Origin of the sequence: Oryzomicrobium terrae (assembly GCF_008274805.1) — a bacterium.
Lineage (GTDB): Bacteria > Pseudomonadota > Gammaproteobacteria > Burkholderiales > Rhodocyclaceae > Oryzomicrobium > Oryzomicrobium terrae.
In genome coordinates this window covers 2,642,240-2,653,958 of record NZ_CP022579.1, presented here as the reverse complement: position 1 = coordinate 2,653,958, position 11,719 = coordinate 2,642,240, and the positions used below count along the sequence as shown (strand labels likewise).

10 protein-coding genes are annotated in these 11,719 nt (G+C 68.3%); 4 read left to right on the top strand and 6 right to left on the bottom strand.

Translation table 11 applies throughout. The features are described from left to right. Positions 1-9 precede the first annotated feature (9 nt). The 3 genes from OTERR_RS11980 to OTERR_RS11970 are packed head-to-tail and all read left to right on the top strand — an operon-like array spanning position 10 to position 3,953. Positions 10-1,173 carry a DUF3108 domain-containing protein gene (locus OTERR_RS11980; RefSeq protein WP_187775232.1) on the top strand — a complete coding sequence of 388 codons (1,164 nt, stop codon included), beginning with the start codon at positions 10-12 and terminating at the stop codon, positions 1,171-1,173. After that, a complete protein-coding gene (locus tag OTERR_RS11975; RefSeq protein WP_149425895.1) occupies positions 1,170-2,615 on the top strand; it encodes an RsmB/NOP family class I SAM-dependent RNA methyltransferase in 1,446 nt (481 codons plus the stop codon). The genes OTERR_RS11980 and OTERR_RS11975 overlap by 4 nt, the downstream gene beginning before the upstream one ends. A 12-nt stretch (positions 2,616-2,627) precedes the next feature. Then, positions 2,628-3,953, top strand: a complete 1,326-nt coding sequence (locus OTERR_RS11970) for a mechanosensitive ion channel family protein (protein WP_149425894.1) — start codon at positions 2,628-2,630, stop codon at positions 3,951-3,953. Positions 3,954-4,003: 50 nt separating this feature from the next. Here the strand turns inward: OTERR_RS11970 and OTERR_RS11965 are convergent, their stop codons facing one another. After that, positions 4,004-4,483 (bottom strand): Lrp/AsnC family transcriptional regulator, encoded by a 480-nt coding sequence (locus OTERR_RS11965; protein WP_054621242.1) that lies wholly within the window; start codon positions 4,481-4,483, stop codon positions 4,004-4,006. Between the two features lie 167 nt (positions 4,484-4,650). On the opposite strand from OTERR_RS11965, the gene OTERR_RS11960 reads away from it, so the two are divergent. After that, positions 4,651-5,655, top strand: a complete 1,005-nt coding sequence (locus OTERR_RS11960) for a DMT family transporter (RefSeq protein WP_149425893.1) — start codon at positions 4,651-4,653, stop codon at positions 5,653-5,655. 673 nt (positions 5,656-6,328) lie between these two features. Here OTERR_RS11960 and OTERR_RS16065 read toward each other — a convergent pair. The 5 genes from OTERR_RS16065 to OTERR_RS11940 form a co-directional block, all read right to left on the bottom strand. Beyond that, complete coding sequence (locus tag OTERR_RS16065; protein ID WP_156313384.1) at positions 6,329-6,481, bottom strand: hypothetical protein; 153 nt, start codon at positions 6,479-6,481, stop codon at positions 6,329-6,331. A gap of 92 nt (positions 6,482-6,573) precedes the next feature. Beyond that, positions 6,574-6,771, bottom strand: coding sequence for a hypothetical protein (locus tag OTERR_RS11955; protein WP_149425892.1), 198 nt, complete (start codon positions 6,769-6,771; stop codon positions 6,574-6,576). 167 nt (positions 6,772-6,938) lie between these two features. Further along, a complete protein-coding gene (locus tag OTERR_RS11950) occupies positions 6,939-8,378 on the bottom strand; it encodes an ATP-binding protein (protein WP_149425891.1) in 1,440 nt (479 codons plus the stop codon). Between the two features lie 86 nt (positions 8,379-8,464). Continuing rightward, positions 8,465-9,163 (bottom strand): winged helix-turn-helix domain-containing protein, encoded by a 699-nt coding sequence (locus OTERR_RS11945; RefSeq protein WP_054621241.1) that lies wholly within the window; start codon positions 9,161-9,163, stop codon positions 8,465-8,467. A gap of 189 nt (positions 9,164-9,352) precedes the next feature. Beyond that, positions 9,353-11,581 carry a putative bifunctional diguanylate cyclase/phosphodiesterase gene (locus tag OTERR_RS11940; protein WP_149425890.1) on the bottom strand — a complete coding sequence of 743 codons (2,229 nt, stop codon included), beginning with the start codon at positions 11,579-11,581 and terminating at the stop codon, positions 9,353-9,355. Between the last annotated feature and the right edge of the window lie 138 nt (positions 11,582-11,719).

Genomic DNA, 11,719 nt, shown 5'->3' with positions numbered 1-11,719 from the left:
TGGTGTTCCATGCCCATCGCCCTGCTCATCGCCCTGGTCGCCTCCCTAGGCCTGCATACGGCGGCGCTGTTCGGCCCGGACCTGGAGTTGCCCGGGCTGCACGACGAGATCGACCATGAGCCGCCGTTGCGCGCCGAACTGCTGCCGCCTCCCCCTCGCGCCGTGCCTGCGCCGCCGGTGACGGGGCCGCGGGCTGCGGGGGCGCAACGCCGCGCCGCCCGACGCCTGCCCCGCCCGACGCGGCCGTTGCTGGCCACGCCGGCCGCCGGTGGGGACGTCCCGGCGGTCGCCGTCGGGGGCGGGAACGGGCGCGAATATGGGGGACGCACCGCCGAGCCGGGGGCAGGGGAAGGGGATCTGTCGGCGCTTCACGCCGTGGCTCCGGCCAGCCTGCCGGACGAGGTGCGCATCCGCTATGCGGTGTTCCGCGGCGAGCCGGGCTTCGAGTTGGGCCGCACCCGGCTCAGCTGGGAGAGCCACGCGGCGGCGCCGGCCGATGCCAGTGGTGTTGCTACACCGCGCCGTTACCGGGCCGCCATGACGACCGAAACCGCCGGCCTGGCGGCGCTGATCAAGCCGGTGCAGGTCACCCAGGAAAGCCAGGGCGACGTCACTGCCGCGGGGCTGAAGCCGCGCCATTTCTTCACGGCCCGGGATGGGCGGCGCCAGGACTGGGCCGATTTCGACTGGGGCGGCGACGTCCAGGCCGGCATTCCCGACCAGGACAGCGCCCGGGTCAGCTATGCCAAGGGCGATGCCACCGTGGAGCGGGGTGCCCAGGATTTTCTCAGCCTGTTCTTCCAGTTCGCCTGGCTGCCCGGATTTCCCCTGATGCCGTCCTATAGCCTGACGGTGGCCACCGGCAAGAAGATTTCTCAACAACTGATCATCGTGCAAGGGGAAGAAATCGTGGAGATTCCCGCCGGCACTTTTCGTACACTCCACGTCAAGACCGAGGACAGCGAGCCCATCGAACTGTGGCTGGCCCTCGATTACTACGCCCTGCCGGTCAAAATGCGTTATACCGACCGGCGCGGCGACCGCTACGACCAACTCGCGGTGGACATCCGCAGCAGCGCGCCTGCTGCGCCGGCCACTCCGCCCGCGCCACCCAATGCCAACGCCGCGTCCCGCGACGCGGTGGCCCCGACTACCGGACCCGCCCAGCCATGAATCGACCGACCCGCAAATCCAATCCCAGCAAGACCGCCAATGCCGCCCGTCGTCAGGGTGCCCGCTCCGCCGGCGAGACCCGTCCGACCAGCCGCCACGCGGCGGCCCAGCAGACCGACGGGGCGCGCCTGCCCGCGGGCCTGATGTTCCACACCGCCATGGTGTTGGGTGAGGTGCTGACCTTCGCCCATCCGGCCGATGCGGTGGTATCGCGCTACTTCCGTGAGAACCGTACCCTCGGCCATAACGACCGGGGCTTCATCGCCGAGACCGTGTTCCTGGTGTTGCGCCGCCTGCGCAGCCTGGACGCGGCCTGCCAGGCCGACGGCGGGGGCGCCACGCCGCGCCGCCTGATCCTGGCCGCCCTGCTGCGTCACCGCGGCATGAGCACGCGGGAGCTGAGCGAGGCCCTGGGCAGCGGCCTGACCAAGGCCGAAGCCGAGTGGCTGCCGACCCTGAAGGCGGCCAAGGGCGAGGCGGAGGTGCCCGCCGCGGTGCGCCGCGACTGGCCGGACTGGCTCAATGCGCGCTTGGCCGCCCAGCTCGGCGAGAGCGAGGCCGACGCCCTGGCGGCGGCGCTCAATCGGCCCGCGCCCCTGGATCTGCGCGTCAATACCCTCAAGGCCGAGCGCGACGCGGTGCTGGAGCGGCTGCGCGCTGACGGCATCGCCGCCGAGCCGACGCCCCTGTCGCCCCTGGGCATCCGCCTGGCCGACAAGCCGGCGCTGCAACGTCATCCCCTGTTCATCGACGGCAGCGTCGAAGTCCAGGACGAGGGCAGCCAGCTGCTCGGCTTCCTGGTGGCCCCCAAGCGTGGCGAGATGGTCATGGACCTGTGCGCCGGGGCCGGCGGCAAGACCCTCATGCTCGGCGCCCAGATGAAGTCCCTGGGCCGCCTCTACGCCTGCGATGTGTCGGAAAAGCGCCTGGCCAACCTCAAACCGCGCCTGGCCCGCTCCGGCCTGTCCAACGTCCATCCGATCCGCATCGACAACGAGCGGGACGTGAAGCTCTCGCGTCTGGCCGGCAAGCTCGACCGGGTGTTGGTGGATGCTCCCTGCTCGGGCCTTGGCACCCTGCGTCGCAACCCGGACCTGAAGTGGCGCCAGGGGGAGGGTGACGTGGCCGAGCTGGCGGCCAAGCAGGGCGCCATTCTGGCGGCCGCGGCCAAGCTGGTGAAGCCGGGCGGCCGCCTGGTGTACGCCACCTGCAGCCTGCTGGCGGCGGAAAACAACGAGGTGGCCGACGCCTTCCTCGCCGCCCATCCGGGCTTCGTGTCGGTGTCGGCGGCCGAGGCACTGGCACGCCAGGGCATCGACATTGCCGGCGCTGGCGAGCGTCTGGAGCTGTTGCCCCAGCGCCACGGTACCGACGGCTTTTTCGCCGCCGTGTTCGAACGCCGCGTGGAACGGGCCGAAGCGACGGCCGCTGCCGCCGAATAAGGGGGGGCGACGATGAATCCGGAGATGCTGCCGGGCCTGCTGCGCGAGGTCTTCAACGATATCCAGGAACCGTCGGTACTGTGGCAGCTGACCACGGTGCTGGCGGCCCTGTTCGTCGGCTGGCTGGTGCGTCACCACTACCGCCGCTTCCTGATGAAGGGGAATGCGGCGCGCTGGGAGAGCCTGCGCTCGGTGGCCACCCGGGTGGCCCTGCCGCTGACGGCCTACCTCCTGGTGGTGGTGGCGCGCTTCTTCCTCAAGCCGCACATGCACGTCAGCCTGCTCAACCTGGTGTCGGCCCTGCTGATCGCCGCGGTGGCGGTGCGCCTGACCATCTACGTGCTGCGCCAGGCCTTCGACCAGTCCAACGCCCTGGCGCCCTGGGAGCGCTTGATTGCCACCTGCGTGTGGGCCGGGGTGGCGCTGCATATCACCGGCTTGCTGCCCGACGTGATTGCCGGGCTGGAGTCGGTCAGCTTCGCTTTGGGCAAGCAGCGCTTCAACCTGTGGGACATCCTGCACAGCACCTTCACCATCGGCATGGCCCTGATCCTGGGCATGTGGGCCGGCAACCTGGTGGAACTGCGCCTGGCGAAGGCCGAGAAGCTCGATTCCAGCGTGCGGGTGGTGATGTCCCGCTTCCTCCAGGCCCTGATCCTGGTGGTGACGGTGCTGGCGGCGATTTCCATGGTGGGGGTGGATCTCACCACCTTCTCCATCTTCGGCGGCGCCCTGGGCGTCGGTCTGGGCTTTTCGCTGCAGCGCATCGCCAGCAACTACCTGTCGGGCTTCGTCATCCTGATGGACCGCTCGATCCGCCTGGGCAACGTCATCGCCCTGGACGCCAACACCAGCGGCGTGGTGACCCAGATCACCACCCGCTACACGGTGCTGCGCTCCCTGGCCGGCACCGAGTTCATCGTGCCCAACGAGCTGCTGATGACCACCATCGTGCAGAACCAGACCTATACCGATTCCCGGGTGTTCCTCAAGAATGCCATCCAGGTGGCCTACGGTACCGATGTCGAGGCGGCCATGGCGGCCCTGGTCGAAGCGGCGGCCTCGGTGCCCCGGGTGCTCAAGGACCCGGCGCCGTTCCCCTACCTGACTGCCTTTGCCGATTCGGGCATCAACCTGGAAGTGGGCTTCTGGATCGCCGATCCCGAGGCCGGCACCGGCAGCGTGCGTTCGGCGGTGAATCTGGCGATCCTGCGCCGCTTCAACGAGATGAAGGTGGAAATCCCCTTCCCGCAGCGCGAGGTGCGGGTCGTGGGCGAAGATGGCCATCCACCGCCGTCGCCGGCAGTGGCCCGGGCTGCCGCCCAGGCCGGCGGCTGATCCGCTCCTCACCCCGACACCACGCCCCGCCTTGCGCGGGGCGTGGCCGTTTACGGCTCGACCGAATGAACCCGCTTCATGCAGCGCAGGGCGAAGGTCGAGCGGCTGTGGCGGATGCCCGGCAGTTTGTACAGCTTGGTGCGCAGGAAACGCTCATAGCCTTCGGTCCCGGCTACCGCCACCTTGATCAGGTAGTCGTACTCGCCGGTGACGAGAAACGCCTCCATCACTTCCGGCAGGGCGGCGAGGGCCTGGCCGAAGCGCTCCAGCATGTTGTCGTCGTGGTGGTCCAGGGTGACCTCGATGATCACCGTGTCCGGCAGGCCCAGGGCGCGCTGGTCGAGGATGGCCACGTAGTCGGTGATCACCCCGGCCTTTTCCAGGGCGCGTACCCGGTTCCAGCAGGGGGTGGGGGAGAGGCCGATGCGCTCGGCCAGCTTCTGGTTGCTGATGCGCCCGTCGCGACGCAGTTCGCGCAGGATCTTGCGGTCGTAATCGTCCAGGCGGGCATCTGTCGAGGCTAGGGTCATTGTCTTGATTTTTGAGTGAGAAAAGAATTTTTATCTTAATTGATTTGAATTCAAGGATGAAAATTCTCTGCTGATCCGTTTTTACCGGAAGGATGGAAAGCCTATTTTTCCCGGACGGCCCTACACTTTTTCCGTCCTCCCCTGCGCTGTTGCGACGGATCAACGCCATGCTTGCCGCTTCCTCTCCCGCCCTCCACGTCGCCCCGCCTGCCAGTGCGCCGCTCTCCCGGGCCGCTTTACCCCTGCTACTCCTCACTGCACCGGCCCTGTTTGCCGCCAACATGGTGGCGGCGCGCTGGGCCCAGCAGGCGGATATTCCGCCCCTGTTCCTGGCCTGGGGGCGCTGGACCCTGGCGTTCCTGCTGCTCTTGCCCTGGGTGGCGCGTCGACTGTGGGCCGAGCGTCCACGGCTGCGGCCGGCCCTGCCGCGGCTGCTCCTGCTCAGCGCCCTGGGCATGGGGATGGCGGTGGCGCCGCAGTACATCGGCGCCCGTACCACCAGCGCCACCAATATCGCCCTGATTTTTGCCGCCTCACCGATTCTGGTGGTGCTGCTCGACACCCTGCTGTGGCGCGTGCCGCTGCGCCCCCGTAGCGTCGCCGGTCTGGCGATGGCTCTGGCCGGCGTAGTGGTGATCCTGACCCGGGGCGAGGCCCATGCCCTGGTGCAGCTGACCTTTGGCCGGGGTGATCTGTGGGTGATGGGGGCGGCGGCGGGCTGGGCGTTGTACACCCTGCTGTCCCGGCGCTGCCCCTTGCCTGCCATGCCCTGCGACGTTCGTCTGGCCGCCCTGATGCTGGGCGGCATCGTGGCTCTCACGCCGTTTGCCGCCGGTGAAGCACTGGCCGGGGCCCGCCCGGACTTCAGTGCTCCGGCGCTGTATGGCGCCCTGGCCTTTCTGGCCCTGGTACCCAGCCTGGGGGCCTATTTCCTCTATGACCGCCTGATTGCCGTGGCCGGCGCCGCCGGCGCCAGCACCTCCATGTACCTGGTGCCAGTCTATGCGGCCCTGCTGGCCTGGCCCTTGTTGGGGGAAACGCTCCACAGCTTCCACCTGGCCGGGCTGGCCCTGATCCTGCCCGGGGTGGCCCTGGCGCGACAAAGCGAAGGGGGCGTGCCGCTGTTCGGTTTTATCCTGCTGCCCCGGGAGCGGCCGCGTGTAGTGACGTGACCGGCTGGATGGGCGATTTCCCCCCGGGTGCCGCAGTGAGGGCGGGGCGTTCCTCCTGGCAGGGGGTGGGCTTGGGCCGGGCTGGCGAAAAAAAAGGCCCACTGGGGGGAGCGGGCCTCTAAATGCCCGCGGGGAGCGGGCCTCAGGGGGAGTCTGCATGCGTGAAACGCACCATCGCAGTATGGACCGGTCGCGCCACGGAATCTGTGGCAGTTCGGTTCGGCTCGCGTAACGCCTAATGCGCGGGTTGTAACCGGAGGTAAAACTCCTGATCGCGCTGTGTTGCCGCCCCTGTGGCGCTCGCACTGGGTGGTGGTTTCGTTGCCCCGCGCTGGCTTGAAAGCGTTGGACAAAAAAAAGCCCGCAGGGGGATGCGGGCCTTGAAGTGCCCGCGGGGAGCGGGCCTCAGGGGGAGTCTGCATGCGTGAAACGCACCATCGCAGTATGGACCGGTCGTGCGGCGAAATCTGTGGCAGTTCGGTTCGGCTCGCGTAACGTCCGATGCTACCGATGTAACCAAGTGTGCGTTGGGGTGGAGTGGTGGCGTAAGGGGGGCCGCTCGGACGGCGCGGCCATAAAAAACCCGCGCCGGGGCGCGGGTAACGCCATGTTGAAATGGCGATGAGGTCGATACGACAAAGGGGTTAGAGAACGCCCAGGTCAGCGTCTCGGCTCATTCCTTCCACTTGCGGTACATCACTACCGCCAGGGCCGTGACCACACCGATGACGGCCACTTGGAGCGCTTCGTTTTCGCCGGTATCGAGCCATTCCCAGGCGAGCAGGCCAAGGGCGATACCGAGCAGTTCAGGACGGGGGAAACGCATGGACAACTACGCTGCCCGCAGCGGCACCGTTGCGGGTGCCGGCGTGGCCGTGACATTCATGGGGAGTCGGGGCGTGGTGCGGGGCTGGTGGCTTACCATTCGCCATGGGTGACGAACGGCCGGCGCTGACGGTGCTGACGCTGGCTGTGGATCGTTACGGGACGTAGCGCCGGGGGGGCGACGGGGAACAGCAGGCGTCCGAGAAAGTCGCCCAGATCCCGGGTCAGCCGCGTCCACAGGGGGAGGGCGGGGGAAGCACCGCGGTGGTTGGCAGGGGATGTATGGGACATGACGGACTCCAATCGCAAACTGGTCGAGGCAGGAGCCAGTCTAGGCCGTTGCCCCGGGCGGCATCTATGGGCATTCGTTGCTGCCGGGGTGACGGTGGGTGAGGAAGCTTGACGCTGTGTAACGGTGGGACCGGTGCATGCCGGCCAGGGGGCGGGGCTGCCAGAGGTCAGCCGTCGCATTCGTCCTTGGTCGTCAGGTACGCCAGCCCTGGCCAGGCCAGGGTCAGACGGGCACCGCCCTCCGGGGATTCGCCGGCGGTGGCGCTGCCACCGTGGGCCTCCATCACCTGGCGGGCGATGGCCAGGCCCAGGCCGTAGCCGCCGGTGGCCCGGTCCCGGGAGCGGTCGAGGCGGGTGAAGGCGGTGAAAATGTGTTCCCGCTCGTCGGCGGGAATGCCGATGCCGTCGTCGTCCACGTGCAATCGTACCCAGCCGCTGGCCGGGTCCAGCTCGGGACGGATGACGATGCCGCTCTTGGCGTACTTGACGCCGTTGCGCAGCAGGTTGGACAGGGCGAAGGGCATCACCTTGCGGTCGAAGGCGACCTGCTGCCGTTCATCGAGCTGCCCGGCATCGAGCTCCAGGCGCAGGGCGCCGGCCAGGGGGCGCACTGCGGCGAGCTGGTCTTCCAGCCAGGGGCGCAGGGTCACCGGGGCGAGGACCGGCTCCGGCTGTTCCCGCTCCAGGCGGGCGTAGGTCAGGCTGGAGTCGATCAGGGTGTCCAATTCATCCAGATCGGCTTCCATGCCCGCCCACAGCCGCTCGCGCTCGGCCCGTTCCTCGGTTTCGCCGAGCATGTCGAGGGCGAAGCGCAGCCGGGCGATAGGGGTGCGCAGTTCGTGGGAGATGGCCGAGGACATTTCCTTTTGCGTGGCGATCAGCCGCTGGATGCGCTCGGCCATGCCATTCAGGGTCCGCGCCAGCAGGGCGAAGGTGCGGGTGCGGGGCAGGGGGGCGCGGGCGGCGAATTCGCCCTCGGCCAGGGACTTGGCGGTCTCGCGGATCGATTCCAGGTCGCGCCAGATGGGGCGCAGCCACAGCCAGGCGACCACGCCGAAGCCGACGCCGATGATGCTCCAGGTGAGCAGGCGGATGCGCAGTTCCAAGGGAATGGTGCGCTTCATCTCCGGGTTGCGGTCCGGCGACAGGGGGCCAACTTCGAGCACCAGGTCGGCGTGCTTGGTGAGGCGGTGGTACATCACGTCCTTGACGTTGTCGATGGCGATGTCGCCGCTGTCGAGCCGGTCGAGCTGGGCTTCGGCCAGGCGCATCTGGTTGCGTTTGACCAGGGCGAGGCGGTAGGAAAACTTGTCGTCGAGGCGCTTCAGGGTATCCGGCCATTCCGCCGCCGGGTGCCGGTTCAGTTCTTCTTCGATGAGCAGGATGGTGCCGCGCATGAAGCGCCGCGCGTAGTCGTCGGTGATCCCCTGCAGGGCCGTGTTGATGACGATGTCGGCGAAGAAGGCGATGAGGACGAAGGACCCCATCACGAACAGGTAGAAGTTGAAGAACAGCCGGGACAGGGAGTAGCGGCCCCGGGGCAGCATCGGCAGGCGGCTGCGGATGCGGGGTTTGCTCGGCTTGGCGTCGGGAGTGGCGGCGGACATGGCGGGTGGGGGCGAAAGCGCTACAGCAGGAAAAAACGGCGCCGCAAAGGGCGCCGTGGCTGGGAGGGGCGGTGCGCCGGTGCGGGTCAGCCCTTGCTGAACAGGTAGCCCTTGCCGCGCACCGTCTTGATCCGCTCCGGATTGTCCGGGTCGTCGCCGAGCTTGCGCCGCAGCCGCGAGATGCGGGCATCGATGGAACGGTCGAGGCCGTCGAAGCCGATGCCGCGCAGGGCCTGCAGCAGGTCGTCCCGGGACAGCACCGAGCCGGCGTTCTTGGCCAGCAGCCAGAGCAGGTCGAACTCGGCGGTGGTCAGGTCGAGGGGCTCGCCGGCCAGGTGGGCGGTGCGGGTGGCCTGGCTGATGTGGAAGTCGGCGATGTCGATCACTTCGTCGCTGCCTTCGCCGGCCTCGCCGCCCGCTGCCGGGGCGCGGCGCAGCAGGGCGCGGATGCGGGCGAGCAGCACCCGGGGCTGCACCGGCTTGGCGATGAAGTCGTCGGCCCCCAGTTCCAGACCGAGGATCTGATCCATGTCCTCGTCCCGGGCGGTGAGCATGAGCAGGATGCCGTCGAACTTGCTGCGCACCTGCTTGCATACCTCGAAGCCGTCCAGGCCGGGCAGCATCAGGTCGAGCACGACCAGATCCGGGGCTTCCCTGGGAATGCGTTCGGCGGCAGTGTCGCCGCGGGGCTCGATGGCCACCTCGAACCCGTTCTTGGTCAGGTATTCGGCGATGAGGGCGGCGAGACGCTCGTCGTCTTCCACCAGCAGGATGCGCTGTGCCATGGTCGATGTGGAGAAGTTGCGATGGCCCAGAGTGTAACGCGAGCCGGCCACCCTGCGGGGTGGTGGTGCAAAGCCCGCGCCGTTATTGGGTCTTGGGTAGGGGTGCCCGGAAGTCCGCGCCAGTAGCCGATCTTCAGGCATGCACCGTGAAGATCGGCTACTGGTGCGGACTTTGGGCTGGTGGCAGTGCTACTCCAGGTCGCGACGCAGCAGCTTCTCGAAATCCTCGGCCGGTACCGGCCGGGAGAAGAGGAAGCCCTGGTACTGGTCGCAGCCGTTGGCTGCCAGCAGTTGCAGCTGCTCTTCGCTTTCCACCCCCTCGGCCACCACGGTCAGACCGAGCTGGTGCGACATGGCCACCACGGCGGCGGCGATGGCCGCGTCGTCCGGGTTGGTGGTCAGGTCGGAGACGAAGGAACGGTCGATCTTCAGGGTGTTGATCGGGAAGCGCTTCAGGTAGGTGAGGTTGGAGTAGCCGGTGCCAAAGTCGTCGAGGGACAGCTGCAGGCCCATCAGGCGCAGTTCGCGCAGGGTGCCCACGGCGCCGTCGGCGTCGTGCATGACCATGCTCTCGGTCAGTTCCAGTTCGAGCCGGGCCGGGTCCAGGCCGGATTCTTCGATGGCGCGGCGGATGCGCTGGGCCAGGTCGTCCTGGCGGAACTGGCGGGCCGAGATGTTCACCGCCACCGGGATGCGCGGCAGGCCCGCTTCGTCCCAGGCGCGGATCTGGCGGCAGACCTGGTAGAGCATCTGTTCGCCGATGGGCAGGATCAGGCCGGTTTCCTCGGCCAGGGGAATGAACTCGTTGGGGCTGACCACGCCGATCTTGGGGTGGCGCCAGCGCACCAGGGCTTCGGCACCGACGATGCGGCCGGTGGCGATATTCACCTTGGGCTGGTAGTAGGGCACCAGTTCGTCGTTTTCCAGGGCGCGGCGCAGGTTGCCTTCCATGTCCAGCTTGTCCAGGGCCATGCCACCCATTTCCGGCAGGAAGAAGCGGTAGCTGTTGCGGCCGTGCTCCTTGACCCGGTACATGGCCACGTCGGCGTTGCGCATCAGGATTTCGTCGTGGTCGCCGTCCCGCGGGTAGAGGGAAATGCCGATGGAGGCGCCGATGAACACTTCCTTGTCGGCGATGGTGAACGGCAGGGCCAGGGACTTGAGCACCTTGTCGGCTACCCCGGCGGCGTCTTCCGGGTGGCGGATGTCGCGCACCACGATGACGAATTCGTCGCCCCCCAGCCGCGCCACCGTGTCGGTGTCGCGCACGCAGGCCATCAGGCGGGTGGCTACGGTCTTGAGCAGTTCGTCGGCGGGGCCGTGGCCAAGGCCGTCGTTGACCAGCTTGAAGCGGTCCAGGTCGAGCAGCAGCACCGCCACCTGGCTCTTGTCGCGGCGCGCCTGGGCGATGGCCTGACCGATGCGGTCGGCGAGCAGGGCCCGGTTGGCCAGGCCGGTGAGCACGTCGTGGTGGGCCTGGTATTCGAGCTGTTCCTGGTAGCGCACCCGCTCGGTGACGTCGGAAATGATCGAGACGAAGTGGGTGGTGTGGGTGCCCGATTCGTCGCGCACCGGGGCGATGTGCAGCTCGTTCCAGAACAGGCTGCCGTCGCGCCGGTAGTTGCGCACGATGGCGTGGCCCTCGCGCTTGTCGCGCAGGGCGGCGCGGATTTCGTTGAGGCCGCGCTGGTTGAGGTCGTCGCGCACCAGGAAGCGGCCGGCCTTGCCGATGACCTCGTCGGCCCGGTAGCCGGTGATGCGCTCGAAGGCGGGGTTGACGTAGGTGATGGGGTGGTCGAGCAGCACGGCGGAGGTGATCATCACCCCGTTCAGGCTCGATTCCAGGGCCCGGGTCTTGAGGCGCAGCTGTTCTTCGGCGGTGGATTCCTTGGCCGTGCCGCCGCGGTTGCCGGCGGGGCGTCCTTGGTCCAGGGCGTGGCGCAGGCGCACCGATTCTTCCTCGCAGTAATGCAGGGCGAGGACGGCGCCCAGAGTCGCGGCCAGGGTGTCCAGGGCGTCCACCACCCGGGGCGGCAGTTCGGCGCTGTCCGCCTCGTCGCCGCCGATCAGCAGCAGGCCGTGGGTACGGCCGCGCCAGTTACACGGCCACTGGCGCTGCCAGGAGCGGGCTTCGGCGAGGCGGCCGCAGTCGGACCAGGTGTCTGCCGGCCCCCGGGAGTCGGCGGCATGGGGCAGGGCGTGCACGTCGCGGCAGGCCACCAGTACGGGTTCGGGCAGGTTCGGCGCCAGGCGTGCCAGGGCGGCCAGGGTCAGTCCGCCCTGGAGCAGGATTTCGCAGGTGGTGCGGGCCAGGTCGCCCAGATCGACGGCGCGGCAGGCCAGTTCCCCGGCGCGGCGCAGGGCCGTCAGCAGGGGATCCAACTGGCCGCCGGGGTGTAGCGTCGGCGGTGGTGTCACGTCTCCTCCCAGTACGGGTGGTTTTTATCGTTGTTGGCAAACCGTTGGGGTGGCTTGCTAAAAGTTATAAGACTGGAGTGTAACAAACCCCCGGAGGAGGAGAAGGGGCCGAGGGAACGGTGTGCTCCCGGAGGGGAA